Consider the following 20,103-nt stretch of genomic DNA (forward strand, 5'->3'; position numbering starts at 1 on the left):
ATAAATGAAAGGGGTGTGCGTAATGATTATAATCGTAAATGTAATGGGCTTAGCTCTGTTAAATGGCAGAAAACATTCATATCATTACGCAACCCGTGCGGATATATAAGGCATTCTCTGTCTTATAAGAAGCGTACGTTGCGTATATCGTAACGTACGCTTTTTATGCATTTTTGTGCATATCGTCAAGCGGCGGTATGCTTTTTTTTGTTTATTTTTCCTTGTATGGTTACGATGGAAATTTTGGAAGGTGGAAAAATGTGATGAGATTGTATGGGTTACGAAATGTAAATGTGATGGGTTTGGATAGTGGATAAAGAAGTGAGAGTTAAAAGAGAACGAGAAGGGAGAGGTTACATTGTTATCAGTATTACTAAAGTTAAAATGGTTTTTTAGGGAGCATTGGAAGAGATATAGTATCGCCATTGGAGCTCTTTTAATTGTAAATATAGTTGAAGTTATTCCCCCGAAAGTGTTAGGGGTTACGATAGATAATATCAAAACAGGAACGTTATCGAACGAAGCAATTATACAGTCTATTCTTATTTTAATAGGGGTTACGATCGTTGGGTATGGCCTTACTTTCGTGTGGCAACATCAATTGTTTGGCGGTGCATTTGTACTTGAGAAAACGATGCGCTCTAAATTTATGGGGCATTTACTTAAGATGACACCGACGTTTTATCAAAAAAATCGTACTGGCGACTTAATGGCGAGAGCAACGAATGATTTAAAAGCAATCGCTATGACAGCTGGTTTTGGTATATTAACGCTTGTAGATTCTAGTTTATACATGCTTACGATTGTCTTTATGATGGGATTTACAATTAGTTGGGAGCTTACATTTGCAGCGCTTATCCCGCTTCCAATTATGGCGTATGCGATGAATATATATGGAAAAAAACTGCATGAAAGATTTACAGTTGCGCAAGATGCGTTTGGTGATATGAACGATAAAGTACTTGAGTCAATAGCTGGTGTGCGCGTTATTCGTGCATATGTACAAGAGAATGCAGATCAGGAAAGATTTCATCGTTTAGGAGATGACGTCTACGAAAAAAATATGAAGGTAGCGAGAATTGATGCATTATTCCAACCAACTGTGAAAATGCTTGTCGGTCTTAGTTATTTAATCGGTTTAGTGTATGGCGCATACCTTGTGTTCCAATCAAAGGTGACGCTTGGCGAACTCGTTTCTTTTAACGTGTATTTAGGGATGATGATTTGGCCGATGTTTGCAATTGGTGAATTAATCAATGTTATGCAAAGAGGAAATGCTTCGCTTGACCGTGTGAATGAAACGTTAGCGTATGAGCCAGATGTAAAGAATCCAAAACATCCAAAGCTTGTGCAAGAGCCGGATTATATTCAGTTTGATGATGTGTCTTTCTCATACCCTTCATCAACTGAAGAAAATTTAAAGAAGGTTTCTTTCACATTAAAGCAAGGAGAAACGCTAGGGGTTGTCGGAAAAACAGGAAGCGGAAAAACGACGCTTGTACGTCAGCTTCTTCGCCAATATCCGCTTGGAGATGGGGATATTGCGGTCTCTGATGTGACATTAGATAAAATAACGAATGAAAATGTACTCGGATGGATTGGGTATGTACCTCAGGAACATATTTTGTTCTCAAAAACAGCGAGAGAAAATATTTTATTCGGAAATAGGGAAGCGACTGAAGAAGAACTTGAGAAAGCAATTGAAATTGCGGCGTTTACAAAGGATTTAGAGTTTTTACCAGAAGGGTTAGAAACGCTCGTTGGAGAGAAAGGTGTTTCTTTATCAGGAGGGCAAAAACAAAGGATCTCGATTGCACGAGCTGTTATTCAAAATCCAGAAATTTTAATTTTGGACGATTCTTTATCAGCTGTTGATGCTCGTACGGAAGCAGCGATTATTGAAAATATAAGAACAGAAAGAAGCGGAAAGACGACGATTATTACGACGCACCGTTTATCTGCCGTACAACATGCGGATTGGATTCTCGTTATGGATGAGGGGCAAGTAATGGAAGAAGGTACACATGCTCAGCTTATCCAGAGCGGAGGCTGGTATGCTGAGCAGTTTGAAAGACAACAAGGTGAAAGTGAAAGTGCGGATAGTGGGGTGAAAATATGAGCGTTTCAAAACGATTATTTCAATATGCGATGAAAGTGAAAGGAACGATTTTTGCAGCGATGTTAATGTTATTTATTTTCGTCATTGCAGAGCTTGCTGGTCCTTTCGTCGCTAAAACGATGATTGATGATCATATCGTCGGGATAGAGAAACCTTGGTATGAAACAGAAAAGAGTGAAGAAGCTGTTTCATATAATGGCGCTTTTTATAAGCGAAGTGATCGCTTTGAACAAGGCGAGACAAAAGGTAAAGAAGTACGTGTGATGCAAGTCGGTTTTCAATATTATTTTGTACCGAATAAAGTGAATATTGAAGGGTCACGTACTGTAAAAGGTGATATGATTACCGTTCAAAATGGTAAGGCGGTGCAAGTGTATAAAGCGAAGGCATTAACGACAGAAGAAGTGTTTGCGTTTTATAAACCAGAAATAAACCGTCTATTATTACTTGGTGGTGGCTATTTCGCTTTATTAGTAGTCGTATCATTATTTGCATACGGAAAGCAGTTCTTCTTGCAGAAGGCAGCGAACAAAATTATTCAAATTATGAGGGAAGATGTTTTTTCTCATATTCAAACGTTGCCAATTCGGTACTTTGATCATTTACCTGCGGGGAAAATTGTTTCGCGTGTGACGAATGATACAGAAGCCATTCGTGATTTATATGTAACGGTGCTGGCAACATTTGTTTCTAGTATCATCTATATTATTGGGATATTCGCTGCGCTATTTTTATTAGATGTGAAGCTCGCTTCATTATGTTTATTAATTATCCCAATTTTAATTGTTTGGGCGATTCTTTATAGAAAATATGCGTCTGTATACAATCATAAAATGCGCTCTCGTTTATCTGATATTAATGGAACAGTGAATGAATCCATTCAAGGGATGCCAATTATTCAAGCGTTCCGTCAAGAGCGTGAAACGAAAAAAGAGTTTGAAGAATTAAATGGCGATTATTTTAAATATCAAAATAAAATTTTAAATTTAAATGCAGCGACTTCGCATAACTTAGTAGCCGTATTAAGAAATATCGCTTTCACAGGAGTAATTTGGTATTTCGGCGGTGCGTCATTAAGTGCTACAGGTATTATTTCACTTGGGGTACTGTATGCGTTCGTCGATTATTTAACAAGATTATTCTCGCCAATTACGAATATGGTGAACCAGCTTGCAAACTTAGAGCAAGCGCGCGTTGCATCAGAACGTGTATTTGAATTGTTAGAGGAAAAAGGAGAAGCGGTAGAAGAAGAACGTATGCCTCGTTTAAAAGGAAATGTAAAATTTGATAATGTATCATTTTCTTATAATGGAAAAGATGAAGTGTTAAAAAATATTTCTTTTGAAGCAAAACAAGGTGAGACAGTGGCACTTGTCGGTCATACTGGATCAGGAAAAAGTTCTATCATGAATGTACTCTTTCAATTTTATGAGTTTGAAAAAGGAAAACTTACGATTGATGGTCACGATGTAAAAGAAATGCCGAAACAAGCAACTCGTGAGCATATGGGAATCGTACTGCAAGACCCGTTTCTTTTTAGCGGGACGGTGGCTTCCAATGTAAGTTTAGAAAATGAAAAAATTTCAAAAGAGCGCATTGTAAAGGCGCTACGTGATGTTGGTGCTGAAAGATTTGCAAACAATATAAATGAAGAAATTACAGAAAAGGGAAGTACGCTTTCCACTGGAGAACGTCAGCTTATTTCGTTTGCTAGGGCGCTTGCTTTTGATCCAGCTATCTTAATTTTAGATGAAGCAACGTCTAGTATTGATACAGAAACAGAGGCGATGATTCAACAAGCACTAGAAGTTGTGAAAAAAGGAAGAACGACATTTATTATTGCTCACCGACTTTCAACAATTAAAAGCGCAGATCAAATTATTGTGCTTGATAGAGGAACCATTTTAGAAAAAGGCTCTCATGATGAACTCATGAAAAAGCGCGGGCGTTATTACGATATGTATAAAACGCAAATGGAAGGTAATCAGAGTGCTTAACAGATATGGAGGAGAACTTGTGATTTTCACAAGTTCTTTTTTATTGATGAACATGTCGACTCTTTAGCAAATTACGACAGTTAGATAAGAAGTATTGTTTTACCTTTTTCTTTATAAATGCTATATTAAAAAATGTTACTTATTTTTTGTATGTAGCGTTATTTTTCCCTTTTGTTTGATTATGAAGAAAAAGGATAAACTAAATAAGAACATTTTCATTGAAAAATTGTTCAAGATTGCATACAATCAATATAGTTTTTAAATTCCTATCAGAATACTTGGAGGATTACTATCATGAAGAAATTATTTTCAGTGCTTGCAGTAACTACTTTAGCGATCGGGATTGTAGCCGGCTGCGGTAAAGAAGAGAAAAAAGATACAGCTAGTCAAGACGCTTTACAAAAGATTAAACAAAGCGGTGAACTTGTAATTGGTACAGAAGGTACATACCCACCATTTACGTTCCACGATTCAAGCAATAAATTAACTGGATTTGATGTTGAATTAGCAGAAGAAGTTGCAAAACGTTTAGGTGTAAAACCTGTATTTAAAGAAACACAATGGGATAGCTTACTGGCTGGCCTAGATGCAAAACGTTTCGATATGGTTGCAAACGAAGTTGGTATTCGTGAAGATCGTCAAAAGAAATACGATTTCTCTAAGCCATACGTTTCATCTTCAGCGGCATTAGTTATTGCAAAAGATAAAGATAAGCCTGCTACATTTGCTGATGTAAAAGGACTAAAAGGAGCACAATCTTTAACGAGTAACTATGCAGATATCGCTAAGAAAAATGGTGCGGAAATTATTGGTGTAGAAGGATTTAGCCAGGCAGCAGAATTATTAGCTTCAGGACGCGTTGATTTCACAATCAATGATAAGTTATCAGTACTAAACTACTTAGAAACGAAAAAAGATGCGAAAATTAAAATTGTAGATACTGAAAAAGAAGCTTCAGAAAGTGGATTCTTATTCCGTAAAGGTAGCACTAAGCTTGTACAAGAAGTAGATAAAGCGTTAGAAGATATGAAAAAAGACGGTACGTATGACAAAATAACGAAAAAATGGTTCGGTGAAAATGTATCTAAGTAGTGCATTGGTTTCAGATCGATTGTCTACTTGGATAGATATTATGCAGTCTTCCTTCATGCCTATGCTGAAGGAAGCTGTTTTTACGACAATTCCATTAACGCTTATTACATTTATTATCGGGATTATACTGGCAACGTTAACGGCGCTCGCACGTATTTCTGGTAGTCGTATTTTACAATGGATTGCTCGTATCTATGTATCTATCATTCGCGGAACGCCACTTCTTGTACAGTTATTTATTATTTTCTATGGTCTTCCAACTCTTAATATTGAAGTTGAGCCATATACAGCAGCAGTTGTTGGATTTTCATTAAATGTCGGTGCATATGCATCTGAAATTATTCGTGCTTCTATCCTTTCCATTCCGAAAGGGCAGTGGGAAGCAGCTTACACAATTGGGATGACATATCCACAAGCATTAAAACGTGTTATTTTACCACAAGCAACGCGTGTATCAATTCCACCGCTTTCGAATACATTTATTAGCTTAGTGAAGGATACTTCATTAGCATCATTAATTTTAGTAACAGAAATGTTCCGAAAAGCGCAGGAAATTGCGGCGATGAACTACGAGTTTTTAATTGTTTATTTTGAAGCAGGTCTTATTTATTGGGTTATTTGTTTCTTATTATCAATCGTACAACAGATGTTAGAGAAGCGTTCAGAACGCTACACATTAAAATAATCCTTTTACAAAAGGAGTTTTTGTTTTTATGATTTCAATTCAGCACTTACAAAAAAGTTTCGGAGATAATACCGTACTAAAGCATATAGATTTAACAGTTGAGAAAGGCGAGGTTGTTGTTATTATTGGACCGTCTGGATCTGGTAAAACGACATTCTTACGTTGTCTTAACGTACTAGAAACACCAAACGCCGGTAGCATTCGCATCGGCAATAAAGAGCTTAATTTTGCTCAAAAAGTATCGAAGAAAGATATTGTAAATCTTCGTACACAAACAGGTATGGTATTCCAGCACCATAACTTATTCCCTCATTTAACAGCACTTCAAAATGTAATGGAAGGGCTCATTACAGTGAAAAAAGTAGGGAAAGAAGAAGCAAAGAAAAAAGCAAACTACTTCCTTGAAAAAGTTGGTTTAGCAGATAAAGTGGATTTATATCCATTTCAATTATCAGGTGGTCAACAACAGCGCGTTGGAATTGCGCGCGCGCTTGCGATGGAGCCAGAAGTGTTATTATTTGATGAGCCGACTTCAGCGCTTGATCCTGAACTCGTTCAAGAGGTTTTAAAAGTAATGAAAGAACTTGCTAAAGAAGGCATGACGATGGTTATTGTAACGCACGAAATGCGTTTTGCACATCAAATTGCGAACCGTGTTATTTTCATGGATGGTGGTGTCGTTGTCGAACAAGGTACACCAGAAGATGTATTTACAAATCCAAAAGAAGAACGCACGAAAAAGTTTTTACAAATGTTGCAGTAAATTAAGAAAGGTCTCAGGGTATATGCCCTGAGACCTTTTTGCCATTTATATTTATTTGTGGAATCCGCCAAGGCTTTGCTCAGCCATTGCAACTAGACGTTTTGTAATTTCTCCACCAACTGAACCGTTAGCGCGAGCCGTAGAATCTGCTCCTAATTGTACACCAAATTCTTGAGCGATTTCGTACTTCATTTGATCGATTGCAGCTGTTGCACCTGGTACTACTAATTGATTTGAAGAATTTTGGTTTGCCATAGGAATATATCCTCCTTAGAGTTATAAAAGTTTTTTTGGTTGGACTAGCTGGAGTTGAACCAGATTATCGCCCCGGTTGGCGCTAATCCATCGGTAATTAAGTTTGTACTCATAGTATGGATGTTACCTAGAAAGATATACAAAATAATAATTTGTAAATTTTGTCAAAAAAACTTATTGATTTCGTAAATTATGAAATAAGAGTAATCGTTGTATTTTTAAGAAAACAGGCCAAACTAAGGAGGATATTAAATATAATTTTCTCATTGTAGCCTGCTACTTGTAGGCTAATCATTAGCTTCTTATTTATGATTTATTGAAATGAAATCGGTAGCAACTTCATAGTTCTATTTTTAAGTAGGGATGGAGTGACCGCTCCTATGCATGGGTAGGTGCTCTCTTCAATCTAAAAAAGAGAGGCTTTAAACGATAACGTATGGAGGAATCATGATGGGGATTTGCCCGCTATGCAACGCATTAGAATTACAAACATATTCTTGTCAAAATTGCCAAAGTATACTCCAAGATTATGGGAAGTCTGTAGATTATATAGACGATTATAGTGCCTATATGGATCAAGAATTATTAAGTGCAGTAGATGGTTTAACGCATAATAATTCAAATGAATATTGCAATCATATTTTTTATTGCGGAGTATGTAACGTGGAAACAGAGGTTGTAGTAAAACTTGTGTAAATAGAAAACTTCCACCTTATTATCTAGGTGGAAGTTTTTGTTTTTGTATTTGTGAGTGAATCATAGGAGAAGGGATATGTTCGGTATTTGATGAAGTCTTGGATTTTATTTGAGACATTTTTTCTTTTGTATCGCGTAAAGAATGTTCAGTTAAGTAGACGGCATATTCGTAAAATAACTGGCGCGTCATTTCACTTTGCTCTTTTAACTTTTCATCTTGGAATACAGTTCGCCCAGGTTTAGAGTTGGCTTCAAAGAGCCACGGATTTTCCTTTGTGTCTAAACCGATATCAAAACCGATTTCTCCAATATTTCCGGTTACTTGTTCATCGAGCGCGTAACTTATTTGTAAGGCAGTATGTTTTAATTTGTTTTCAATTTGAACTTGTTTCGTTGAATCTGGGAAAAGCTCTTGCAGTAATTTTGTATCACCGCCGCTATTTACGTGCGTTGTTAAACTGCCTTTGCCAGCGATTTTGGCGACGATTGCACTAACTATCCAATTACCGAAATGATTTTTATTTGTATGAATGCGGAAATCAACAGGTTGCCCATCGAAGCGAAGTAACGAAATACCTTGCTGCACGATAAACTTTTTTAAATCATGTCCTTTTAATACGTGGTTTAGAAGCGTTTCTAATGATTGATACTTTCTCAGTTTATTTTCTTCATTTTTGCGATAACGACAGTAGTAGCAATTTTCTGTTTGAGAATAAAATATTTGATGAATATTTCTACCAAAGCTTCCGTGTATTGGTTTCATGTACACAGATTTATACGTGCCAAGAAACCGCTCTACTTGTTCAAAATGCTGAAATGCTTCTGTGTTTGGTAAGAAGGGTCTAATTGATTCATCTTTCATAAGAAGTTGATGAACTTCCCATTTATTGAAAAAACCTGGGTTAAACCATGGAATGGAGTAGTCATGTTCTAACTTTCTTTTTGCTCTGACAATTGGTTTGTAATTTTCTGCTTGTCGATTTGGTAATCGATCGTAAATGACATTTGGTAAAGGAACCTTTTTCTTTATCCATTGTTTCTCTTGAAAGAAATATCCTTCAATCGTTTCTTCTTCCCAGTTTATATGTTGAACGCCAAAGACGAATACGAACGGTCGTAATGAAAATGGTGGTGTTAACAACTCACTGAGGGCAATTGAACGATTTCCTAAAGGGTTAGAAGAATCATCGTTAAAGCCAGTTGTAAAAATGCCGATTAATGGTCCGAAAATAATTGTTTGGTTTTGTGTGAATGCATGAATAGTGGTTGATTGAGGTAGTAAAAGTTTTTCGGCAATATGTTTTCCGATAATAATTTCGCGAGTAAAGGAATAATGAATTTTCACCTCTTCACTTGCAATGTGACGTATACCGAAGGAGAGGGATGTAATAGGCGGCGTAATAGAAAAAACGTAAGGTAAAGTAATGCTATTTGGATTTTCATCTGAAATGTTTAATGTATATATATGTTCTTTCAAAATAGGTTTACCTCCTTTCATTATGGTGTAAAGCGACTGAATTTAAGTGGTCCGTGAAATATCTTTTCAGCTAATGAATCACTATGACGAATGTATTGTTCGTAAGGAGGGATTGTGTTGACATACATAAGCCAGATTGCACCTTTTTGATCCATAATTGTGGAAAGTTCTAGTTCAAATAACGAAGAATAAGACTGATCTAGTGTTTGGACTACTTCATTTATAATGTCGTGTAAAGCGTCGTGCAATAGTTGCACACCCGTACTAGATAGTACGTATTTAATTTTTGAAAATGAATGTAATGAATCATCGTCTGTTGCTGAGGGTAAAAGCTGATTAGGAAATGAACTTTTTTGTATAAATTGACCGATAACATTCCAAGTTTGTTCTTTGTTTTTTTGCAAAATGGTTCGAATATGGAGTGGATATGTTAGTTGATTTGGTGGTTGTAGCATAGTGTGCGCTATGTAACGTGATGAGGGTATGTTAGATTTGTACCAAGATATAAATTCATCTGTCCGTTTGAGTGGAATAGAAGTATGATATTTTTCATTTACTGTATCGATATGAAACGTTTTATTTTTGTAAGCAATTCGATATAAGTTATCCTTAGAATGTATATTAGTGGGGCGTATAATAATATCTTTAGTTTTTAACAACAGTTTGAAAATGTTTTGTATCGTTGCAATTTCAAATTTTGGTATATAAGGAGACAGTTTCTTATTAGTGAGAAATAAATCATGTAGTTCACTTAAATTAATAAGTGTGTTATTTAAAAAGGTAGTGGAAGGACGATTGTGCAAAGAGTGAATAATTGATGTTGCTTTTTCAGAGTCTGTTTCCTCGTGAAAAGAATAACGATCATATATATAAGAAGGAATAGGGAATGTTTGCTCTTTCCATTTTCCTGTATCTGTATCGTAAATAAGACCAGAAACAAGGTCTGTTTTAGGATCAATACAAAATGGCGTAAACTGGGCAACGACATTATGATAAAGCCGAGCGCGTTTAGCGATTTCGGTGTAATATGTTTGCTCATAATGAAGTTTAGAAGCTAAAAGACCGAGAACCAACGAAATCACTCCTTTACTACTATTTGCATAATAGGCGAAGCTATATATTGCAAATACGTTTTTATACCATTATACTTTTGTCCGTATGATGATATGCTATAGTTTTGGAGAAGTGAAAGGTTGATTGTAATGAATATATGGTTAAATATGTTAACGACGACAGGACTCGGAGCAATTATTGGGGGATACACGAATCATTTAGCGATAAAAATGTTATTTCGTCCTCATCGTCCTATTTATATCGGAAAGTTTCAAGTTCCATTTACACCAGGATTAATTCCGAAGCGTCGTGATGAACTTGCTGTTCAATTAGGGAAAATGGTTGTAGAACATTTGTTAACACCAGAAGGAATCGGAAAAAAGCTAACAAATGAAGAGTTTCAAAAAGGTTTAATCCACTGGGCGCAAGTGGAAGTGGATAAAGTAATTACGAATGAACAATCACTGCGACATATGTTAGAAAAATGGAATGTAGCGCATGTAGAAGAAGAAGCGACTCGAAAAATCGAACATGTAATTACAGAAAAAATTCATGCATTTTTAGCAGAGTATTATACATATACATGGGAACAGGTTTTACCTCATTCTGTAAATGAAAAAGTAGAGAATGCGATTCCGAATGTCTCGGCGTTTATTTTAGAGCGAGGAATTAGCTTTTTTGAAAGTGAAGAAGGGAAAGGTCGTCTTTCAAAAATGATTGATGATTTCTTTGCTTCTCGCGGAACGCTACTTAACTTAGTCGGAATGTTTTTAGGAAATGTAAGTGTAGTGGATCGTGTGCAGCCAGAAGTTATTAAATTTTTAGGTCAAGATGGTACAAAGCAGCTTTTAACTGATGTACTGCAAAAAGAGTGGGAAAAGTTAAAAGGAAGAGATGTAAAAGAATTAGAAGCGTTTGTAGAGAAAGAAATGATTGTAAGCTCCGTGCTGTCAGCAGTTAAAGTAGAGGAAACAGTGAGTAAGTTTTTAAATCAATCTGTTCAGCAAGTATGTGAACCAGTTCGAGAAACAATCATTGAAAAATTGGTTCCAAGCGCAGTAACGGAAGGCTTAAAGTGGGGAACAGAAAACGTAGAGAGTATACTAAACAATCTACACCTTGCGGAAATTGTCCAGCAAGAAGTGTCTACATTCTCAACAGAAAGATTAGAAGACTTAGTGCTGTCTATTACGAAAAACGAATTGAAAATGATTACGTATTTAGGAGCGCTATTAGGCGGAATGATTGGTCTCGTGCAAGGATTGTTACTATTGTTTCTTAGATAATAAGGTGAGTACATAGAAATAAAAGTGAAATTTCTTCACATCTCTTGCATAGTTTGATATGGTAAGAAGAGGTGCGTATGTAAATGCACTGAAAAGGCAGTGCGAGTGAAAAGCGCTAGCCTTCTAAAGGAGGAAAAATAAAATGACAAAGAACATTCATGATGTTGCATATGAATTACAAAAAGCAATCGCTGAAAACGATGACTTCAAAACGTTAAAAGAGAGCTACGCAGCCGTTCAAGCTGACACAGCTTCAAAGAACTTATTCGATGAGTTCCGTACAATGCAACTTAGCCTACAACAAAAAATGATGCAAGGCCAAGAAATCACTGAAGAAGACAATCAACAAGCGCAAGAAGTTGTAGCTCGCATTCAACAAGATGCTAAAATTACAAAATTAATGGAAACTGAGCAACGTCTAAACGTTGTAATCGGTGACGTTAACAAAATTATCATGAAGCCACTTGAAGAATTATATAGCGCGCAACAACAAGCGTAATAGTGGAAGACGTCCCTAGGGGGCGTCTTTTTTTGTTTTTATCCTGCTATTTGTTGGGCTGCCCGTAAAACCCCCACTGATTAAAGTTTCACTTTATGGAACTCTGAATGTAACTTTATACATGTAAAATACTCTATATATAACAGGTGGGATATTAATTTTTTATTTGCACGCATTTATATTGCGGTGAACCGTATTTGGTGGTTAATAAAAGAGTAAAGTAGTCGGGGAAGTTATATGCATAAAAAGTATATCGAGGGAATACCCTTTCGGTAATCACCTATCTATTTCGTAAGGGCGCATTAGTATTTCGGTGAAATAATCGCAATTTTTACATATAATGTATTTACTAATAAGGAAATTAATAGAGATAAATGGAAGAGGTTAGAATAGATGGAGACCCTTATAGATTTAAATAGTTTTAAAACGGAAATATTAGCGAAACATGTACTTCATATGATGATAGAAAATGATTTCTTTTATCAAGGATCGCAATTGGTTGAAAATATTTGGGTAAATGATTCAACTATTTTTATAAATAATGTAAAGATATTTACAAAAGGTATTGAGATTTATAAGAAGAATAATGAATTTTATTTAACACATCAGCTAGATAGTACTAAAGTGATATTATATTAATATAATATATATATAGAAAGTAGCTTATAATTTTTTTTACTTTGTGTTATAATTTTTTCCTAATCTCATGATGATGAGTATATATTTTTATGGGGGTTCTAATTTTTTAGAAGTGTATGTAATGTATTTACTTTTGAAAAATATAGAGCTATTTTTAATTTTTTGAGTGTAAGATAAATAATTCTATCTTTATTGAGGAATGAAAATAAAAAAACTTTCCTTTTAAGAATATCAAGGGAGGGCAATGTATAATTTATTTACCTTTGAAAAAAGCGGATTTATTTTTAATGTTGAAAGTATAAGGTGAATAATTCTATCTTTATTGAGGAATGAAAAGTAAAAAAATTTTTAAAGAATACCTAGGTAGGGCAATATATAATTTATTTACCTTTGAAAAAAATGCGGATCTATTTTTAATGTTGAAAGTATAAGGTAAATAACTCTATTTTTATTGAGAATGAAAAGTAAAAAATTTCCCTTTAATAATACCTAGGGGGGGCAATGTATATGGTTGTGTTTGCAAAAGGAGTTATGCAATGATAGCGAGAATGTGGAAATCTAAGTGGCAGTTGTTGATTCTATTATTTTCCCTTATAGTTAGTAGTTATTTAGCTAATTTAATAAAAGAATATCCTGAGATAGGTATATCTGTAAAATATGAATCTAAACAATATGTTATAAATGATTTATCAAAATATAGTTGGGCGGGAAAAAGAGATTTCCAAATAGGAGATATTATAGAAAAAATAGATGGCGAATCACCATCTCAACATTTTACAGTTGTATCGTATCATTCAATTGAACAAGCAAAAAAAATCATATTAAATAGGAACGGACAAATAAAAGAGTATGAGATAAAATATACACCTTATAGCAAACAATTATTTTATCATTTTATCATTCCAGTTGGATTTTATATAGTATGTTTTTTGATGGCATTATATCTTTTAATGTTTGTTCCTGAAATGAATCGTAGTACCACTAATCTAGTATATTTTTTAATTTCTCTTGGATTAAATTTTATTAGCATTATGGCTGTTGAAAGAGAAGATATATTCTCTTTTATTGTGGCTTCAATTTCATTAGTGTGTTCATTTACTTTCTTTATTCGATTCATGATGTTGTATTTCTTGCATAATGAAATAAAGTTTTTAATACCAAAACAATTAAAAGTTTTAAATGCAATATCGGTATTCCTTATTATAGTGAGTATTTTTGTATATGTAGAACATAATGAATGGGCTAATTTGTTTACAGTCACTTTAAGTTTTATATTATTTTGTTTTACAGTATACCTTTTAGTAAGGTTTTATTTGAAAAGTAAAAATAGTAGTTACATTAAATATTTAAAAATTATTATTATTAGTTTTTTTGTATCGGTAACCCCATTTGTTTGTTTATATTTAATTCCAAATTTATATTATGGGGAAGAATTTATAAGCAGTGAAACAACGGGGATTTTCTTTTTATTTATCCCAGTGTGCTTATTTTATTTAGTAATTGCAGGGAAGTTGTTTGATTTTAGATTTATCGTTCAGCGACTACCGCATTATATTATTTTATCTGTAGGGATTAACATATTTTTGGCCGTATTAACTATGGTACTTTTTGAAGAGAGTGAGGCAGGTTTATTAGAGTGGATAAAATTTAGAATTATTGCTATCATTATCTGTATTTGTTTTTTATATATTAAGGATTATATAGATTTTAAGTTGAGAAAAAGTTTATATCATCATCAAAAAAATTATCAATTCAGTTTGCATCGATTTTTACATCAAGCCAAAAATGAATATAAACTATCAAATTTAATTTATAGTATGCGAAGAGAGATAGCGGATATTTTAAAACTTGAAGAGACGTGCTGCATAGAAATAAATAAAATTGAGAAGTCTGTCCGTGTTTTGGATAGTGAATATGTTCCGCACCGGACGATAGAAACGTTATTTAATCATCAACTAGATACCTACAAGGTTGGTTCCATCGTACAGTTAGAAAAACACTTTGGATTTGTTTTATCTGCTTCAGCAGATAAAATGCTTATTTTATTGTGTAATTATAATGGGAAAGAAAATTTAAATGTAGATGAAGTAGTTTGGATTGAAACATTATGTAATTATACAGATTTATTATTAGAGTGTTCTAATCAAATTGAAGATTTATTAAAGCAATTACAGGAGATAAAAAGTTTAGAGCACCCACCCATGTGGTTGGCGAGACTTATGTTCAAACTATCGGAAAAAGAACGAACAAATCTTGCAAGTGATATACATGATGGAGTTTTGCAAGATCAAATACGTTTAACTAGAAAATTTGAGAGTTATAATGAACGTGTTAAAGATGAGGAAATGAAAGATATACTTAATGAAATACATGAAGAACTATTAGATCATATTTATACAATTCGTGAAACGTGTAATAATTTGAGGCCACCATTTCTATATGAGTTAGGTTTAAAACAAGCACTACTGAATTTATTTAAGCAGATTAATTTAAAAGCGACCTTTTTCTTCTATTATGATATTCCTGAAAGAATTGTTGTGCCTAGTATTGAACATGAACAAGCGATTTATCGAATTATACAAGAACTATTAAACAACGCAATGAAACATTCAAAAGCGACAAATGTAACGATAAGATTATTTCATAAAGACGATCACCTATATTTAACTTATGTAGATAATGGGGTTGGTATTAAGTTAGATGAAGTAAACCATTCTTACAACACGTTAGGATTGTCTGGGATTGTCACTAGGATACAAAGTCTGAATGGAAAGATGTCTGTTGAATCAAAACCTAATCTTGGTTTGCAAATAATTATTAGATTTAAAGATAATTAGTTTTCGATGAATCGTCAGATGATAGGATGATATTGTATGTAACGATATTGAAAGGGTGAGAATATGATTTCAATACTTGTAGTAGATGACCATGTTGCAGTAGGATTAGGGACGAAGGCGTTAATTGAAAAATACGATGAGATGAATGTAGATGTAGTACATGATAGTATGGAAGTAGAAAAAAAAATTAAGAATCAAAAATATGATGTTTACTTAATTGATCTACAAATGCCAAATATAAACGGTTTAGAGTTATCTAAGAAAATATTAAAGATACATTCAGAGGCATCGATCCTTATTTTCACAGGATTTGATGTATTTGCACATTATAATTTATTAATAGATAATGGGGTTCTTGGTGTATTGAGTAAAACTTCTTCTGAGGAACAAGTGATAAATGCAATACGTCATGCAGTGAAAAAAGAAGTTGTTTTACCTTATCAATTAGTTAGGCAATTGAGAATAACAGAAAATATATCAAATATAAGTATAGAGGATGGACCTGAAAGGGCAGTATCTTTAAATGAAGAAGAGAAAAAAATCCTAGTTGAAGTAAGTAAGGGGAAAACAAATAGAGAGCTTGCCGAAATATTAAATTTAAGTCAAAGGTCGGTAGAATATAAATTAACTGACATATTTCATAAGTTACAGGTGTCATCAAGGATGGAAGCAGTACAAAAGGCGCAAGAACTAGGGATTATTTATTCTTTAACAATATGAAGCAATTAGGACCGGTTATATGTGTATAAGTGTAACTTGTTTATGAAAGAGATAGATTTATATAGAACAAAATAAAGTTTATTTCGTTAGGCATAAGCTCAATATGATATTGGTTTATGCCTTTTTTATTTATGTACTATGGATAATTTTTGGTTTTTCGCGCGGTTTCCCGCAAAAATAAATGCGTTCCCCCGTGCGTACTTTTCGTTTATGTATTTCAAGAAAATGGTTAACATTATATGTAGAGTTGAAAACTTAGTTGTCTTACTTAATGGATATAGACTAAAAAAAAGATAAATTGAAGTATTTAATTATATGTGTTTTAAGTACTTTAGTGAATAAAGAAAGGAGGAAAATGAAGATATTGAATAAAAGAAAAAAATAGGGCGTATTTGTTTAGCAAGTACGATTATGTTTACACAACTAAGTACATTAGATGCTTTATCAAGTACAGCTTATGCAATTGAAGATAATCAAGAAATAAAATTATTGTTACAATCTGAAAAGAATAAAGCGCAGGTAGATGAAGAAATAGTATTAAGAATAATGGAATTGAAAAAAACTGGTGATAAAGTTGAGATTGTAGTGCCAGAAGGTATGGAATTTGATGAAGAGGCGACTAAAGTATTGAATGAACGCAATGGCACGTCTGAAAGAATTCGTTTAATAGAAAATGCGGTAATTCAAATTGAAAAAAATTCACAAAGTAAAGCTTTAGATGTAGTACGTTTGTCGGTGAAAGGAAAAAGGCCTGGAACTTATAAATTTGAGACGAAGCTAAAGCAAGAAAATCAAGAAGTTCAATCGAAAATAAATCCGATAGTACATATTACTGAAAATACAATGGTGAAAGGGACTTTTGAAGAAAAGAAGTCTGACATCATTCATCAAAGTGATAAAGAAGAAAAAAGCGAAAAAAATGTGGGAATCCATAATGAAGAAGGCACTGGGCTAAAAGAAGGACGCATTGAAGAAAACAAAAAACATGTCGTGAAACAGAAAGAAACAACTCAAGTAGAAATAGAAAAAATAATTGATTCAGAAAAAACACATGTTGAAGAAGTGAAAAATGAAGAGATAGTGTCTAATGAAATAGCGACTATAGAAAATGTAGAAGAGCGCCTAGAGAATCAGGAAGTAAAACATGCTGTAGTAAATGGCACAGTAGATGTTTATGATGATAAGACATTTAGAGAAGCGTTGAATGATAAGAATGTTTCAAAGATTAACATCAAAAACAACTTTACTGTAAATCACCCTGCATATGGTTTTCTCACTTTTCCAGTTAGATCAGATTTGGTGATTGAAGGAAATGGTCATACTGTTGACTTTGGAGGGCTATGTGGGATTTTCACAGCTACTGTGGCGAATAAAATGAATCTTACTATACAAAATATAAATATTCTTGGAAGTAACTGGTATGGTCCGTTTCGTATGGATGCCCCTGCAAACTCTAACTCTGCTGTTATAAAATATGAAAACTTGAGTTATATAGGACCGCAGTTAACGTGTTCTTATAATGCGGATGTTATATTTGCTGGTAAGCTGAATGTTCAATCGGTTGAAAAATACACGTCATTAGACGGAAAATCTATTCCAACTACCGGTACAGATACACAGCAAAATGTTGAAGCGACAAATGTGAAATTTCTTGAAGGTACTCATTATACTGGTAGCACTAAAAAATCAGCAGTATTTGGGCTATTTAATGGTGGAACAGTAGATGTAGGGAAAGATGCCATTATTGATGTTTCAGCATCTGATACTGGCGGAGAAAATCCGCAGGCAGTAATTGTAACGCAAGGGCAGTTTATAATCCATGACGGTGCAAAAGTTAACGTGAATACAACTTCAACTAGCAATCGAGGCGGAATACGTGTTGAAGGAACAAATTCGGGGATTACTGTAAAAAAGAATGCGGAGTTGAACATTAATACAAAAGGTAATCTAGGTTACAATGCGCTTTATCTAGGACCAAGTGCAAATCTTAAAGTTGCTGATAGTGCGAAATTAACTGTGAAATCAGAAAACACATCAACTTCTACGCAAGCAAGTGTATATGCAGGGAATGGAAGCTCTTTTATAATTGGTGAAAAATCAACGTTCGATGTACATTCCGATGGAACTGGATCAAAAAACCTTATTTATATTGGTACAAATGCAAAGTTCCAATTCGCAAATGCTGAAAGAGTAAATTTGGCATTAGATAGTTCTCATGCATCAAGTAGGCTAATTTATATGTATGGTGTAAGTGGAGTATTAGATGTAGATGTACAGCGTGTAAAAGCTTGGAAAAATGGTGTGTCAATCGATGATGATGATAAACCAAGTTACATCTGGAATCCGATGTATGGAATGCAGGTTAAATATAATTATAGTGACGTTAGAGAAGCAGTAGGGAATTCATTAACTGAAAAAGTACAAAATGATTTCCGAGAAAACTTCCGAACGCAAAACTTTAAAAGAGTACTATTTGAATATATTCCAAATGTAGCAGTTTCTATTGATAAATTAACAGATAATCAGAATAAAGAAAACAGTCATATTATTACGGGTGTTACAAATCCAGGTGCGCTAGTGCGTTTATCAGGAGACGATGCAATTCCAAGTCCAACAATTGATTCTTCTGATATAAATATTTCTGAAAAGTATCACGTAGTTGCTGATAGTGAAGGGAAATATTCATTTACTTTGCCTAAAGGGAAATATTTAACGGCTGGAAATACAGTAAAAGCTTTCTCGTATTTAAATGGTAAATTTGCTGATTCGAAAACAATTGTTAAGGATGAAACAGCTCCAGAAAAGCCTACTCTTGAGGAACCAATTAAAGATATATCCGAAAAGTTTCAAGGAAAAGCTGAACCAAATTCATTCGTACATATTTATAGTGAGGATGTGCTAATTGGATCGGTGAAAGCAGATGCTAACGGAGTATATACATTTGTAATACCAGAAGAGAAAAGACCTTTAGTTCCTGGAACTAAATATTATGTAACAGCTACAGATGCAGCAGGAAACGTAAGTGAGAAATCTGATCTCGTTAGCGTGAAAGATACAATGCCACCGACAGCTAATCCGGTTACTCAAGTAATCAAAATTGGTGATGATTTATCGGGTAATGCGAAAGATTATGTAACGAATGTAAATGATAATGCGGGTATTTCTGATAGTAATCTTTCTTACAAAGTTACGAAAAAACCAGATGTATCGAAAATAGGATATGTTGAAGCTGAAGTTACAATAACGGATGCGGCTGGAAACGCAACGAAAGTGATTGTTCCTGTATTCATAAAAGATGATCGGGTTACGATTGGAAATGAAGCTGCCCTACAGGCGAGGGATTTCGTATCTGTTGTAGATGATGTGCCGGCAGATGTGGAACAGTTAAAGCAGTTTATATTGAAAGAAGCAGAAGTGAAGGCGTGGGAACTTCCAGTCGGAGCTGATGTTACGAAGGAAGTTCAAATTGTAGATATAGGTGGTTTAACAAACCAAATCGGTGATTACACTGTAGCTTTAAAAGTTAAAGATGTTGAAAGAAAGATTAAAGTAAGTGTAATTGGTGGGAATCTTGAGCTAATTGATGTGCCACAAAGTATTTCGTTTGGTAATGTAAAAGTTCAATCAAGGGAGAAAGTCTTTAATCGCAGTGGTATGAAAGGAAAATTAATTGTTTCTGATAAACGTAAAGATAAGACTGAGTGGCAAGTTTATGTAAAGCAAACAAGCCCATTAATGAATACGGACAATGATATATTACCGGATTCGATTATATATAGTACAAATGGCATTGATACCGTATTAAATGAACAGTCTTACTTAGTTACTACTCATACTTCAACGAATAATGAAGATGTTTTGTTTGATTGGAAGGATGACGAAGGGATTCGCTTACGGGTTACTTCAGGTCCAAATATAAAAGTAAATAAGAGCTATAAAGGTGAGCTTGAATGGACGTTAACGAATGCTCCAATTTAAAGTGAAA

The 20,103-nt window shown here is 34.1% G+C and carries 15 protein-coding genes; 12 read left to right on the top strand and 3 right to left on the bottom strand.

What is annotated here, in order from left to right; genetic code table 11:
- Positions 1-358: 358 nt before the first annotated feature.
- From MHI26_RS04425 to MHI26_RS04445, 5 genes are all read left to right on the top strand, one after another.
- Complete coding sequence (locus MHI26_RS04425) at positions 359-2,119, top strand: ABC transporter ATP-binding protein (RefSeq protein ID WP_061667612.1); 1,761 nt, start codon at positions 359-361, stop codon at positions 2,117-2,119.
- Positions 2,116-4,116, top strand: a complete 2,001-nt coding sequence (locus MHI26_RS04430) for an ABC transporter ATP-binding protein (protein ID WP_061667611.1) — start codon at positions 2,116-2,118, stop codon at positions 4,114-4,116. The genes MHI26_RS04425 and MHI26_RS04430 overlap by 4 nt, the downstream gene beginning before the upstream one ends.
- Positions 4,117-4,410: 294 nt before the next feature.
- Positions 4,411-5,208, top strand: a complete 798-nt coding sequence (locus MHI26_RS04435) for an amino acid ABC transporter substrate-binding protein (RefSeq protein ID WP_000732844.1) — start codon at positions 4,411-4,413, stop codon at positions 5,206-5,208.
- Complete coding sequence (locus MHI26_RS04440) at positions 5,195-5,893, top strand: amino acid ABC transporter permease (protein ID WP_000281496.1); 699 nt, start codon at positions 5,195-5,197, stop codon at positions 5,891-5,893. The genes MHI26_RS04435 and MHI26_RS04440 overlap by 14 nt, the downstream gene beginning before the upstream one ends.
- Positions 5,894-5,921: 28 nt before the next feature.
- Entirely contained in the window at positions 5,922-6,656 is a 735-nt protein-coding gene (locus tag MHI26_RS04445; RefSeq protein ID WP_000623613.1) for an amino acid ABC transporter ATP-binding protein, read from the top strand.
- 51 nt (positions 6,657-6,707) lie between these two features.
- On the opposite strand, the gene sasP is transcribed toward MHI26_RS04445, so the two are convergent.
- Positions 6,708-6,911, bottom strand: coding sequence for a small acid-soluble spore protein, SasP family (gene sasP, locus MHI26_RS04450; protein ID WP_000013338.1), 204 nt, complete (start codon positions 6,909-6,911; stop codon positions 6,708-6,710).
- Between the two features lie 450 nt (positions 6,912-7,361).
- On the opposite strand from sasP, the gene MHI26_RS04455 reads away from it, so the two are divergent.
- Positions 7,362-7,607 carry a hypothetical protein gene (locus MHI26_RS04455; RefSeq protein WP_061667610.1) on the top strand — a complete coding sequence of 82 codons (246 nt, stop codon included), beginning with the start codon at positions 7,362-7,364 and terminating at the stop codon, positions 7,605-7,607.
- Between the two features lie 19 nt (positions 7,608-7,626).
- On the opposite strand, the gene MHI26_RS04460 is transcribed toward MHI26_RS04455, so the two are convergent.
- Both MHI26_RS04460 and MHI26_RS04465 read right to left on the bottom strand, forming a co-directional pair.
- The gene (locus MHI26_RS04460; protein ID WP_061667609.1) at positions 7,627-9,084 is read right to left on the bottom strand and encodes a YheC/YheD family endospore coat-associated protein; all 1,458 of its coding nucleotides are present in this window, start codon (positions 9,082-9,084) and stop codon (positions 7,627-7,629) included.
- Between the two features lie 20 nt (positions 9,085-9,104).
- Complete coding sequence (locus MHI26_RS04465) at positions 9,105-10,157, bottom strand: YheC/YheD family endospore coat-associated protein (protein WP_000242804.1); 1,053 nt, start codon at positions 10,155-10,157, stop codon at positions 9,105-9,107.
- Positions 10,158-10,286: 129 nt separating this feature from the next.
- Between MHI26_RS04465 and MHI26_RS04470 the strand changes: the two genes are divergently transcribed.
- The 6 genes from MHI26_RS04470 (at position 10,287) to MHI26_RS04495 (ending at position 20,096) form a co-directional block, all read left to right on the top strand.
- On the top strand, positions 10,287-11,423 hold the full coding sequence (locus tag MHI26_RS04470; RefSeq protein ID WP_042973213.1) for a DUF445 domain-containing protein: 1,137 nt from the start codon (positions 10,287-10,289) through the stop codon (positions 11,421-11,423).
- 142 nt (positions 11,424-11,565) lie between these two features.
- A complete protein-coding gene (locus MHI26_RS04475; RefSeq protein ID WP_000164610.1) occupies positions 11,566-11,922 on the top strand; it encodes a YlbF/YmcA family competence regulator in 357 nt (118 codons plus the stop codon).
- Positions 11,923-12,315: 393 nt separating this feature from the next.
- Positions 12,316-12,561, top strand: coding sequence for a hypothetical protein (locus MHI26_RS04480; protein ID WP_061667608.1), 246 nt, complete (start codon positions 12,316-12,318; stop codon positions 12,559-12,561).
- A 536-nt stretch (positions 12,562-13,097) separates the two neighbouring features.
- Positions 13,098-15,398 carry an ATP-binding protein gene (locus MHI26_RS04485; RefSeq protein ID WP_061667607.1) on the top strand — a complete coding sequence of 767 codons (2,301 nt, stop codon included), beginning with the start codon at positions 13,098-13,100 and terminating at the stop codon, positions 15,396-15,398.
- Positions 15,399-15,461: 63 nt separating this feature from the next.
- Positions 15,462-16,118, top strand: a complete 657-nt coding sequence (locus tag MHI26_RS04490) for a response regulator transcription factor (RefSeq protein WP_061667606.1) — start codon at positions 15,462-15,464, stop codon at positions 16,116-16,118.
- A gap of 411 nt (positions 16,119-16,529) precedes the next feature.
- On the top strand, positions 16,530-20,096 hold the full coding sequence (locus MHI26_RS04495; RefSeq protein WP_151547475.1) for a pectate lyase-like adhesive domain-containing protein: 3,567 nt from the start codon (positions 16,530-16,532) through the stop codon (positions 20,094-20,096).
- The last annotated feature ends 7 nt before the right edge of the window (positions 20,097-20,103 follow it).

The sequence above is a fragment of the Bacillus sp. FSL K6-1218 genome (assembly GCF_038006445.1).
Lineage (GTDB): Bacteria > Bacillota > Bacilli > Bacillales > Bacillaceae_G > Bacillus_A > Bacillus_A thuringiensis_S.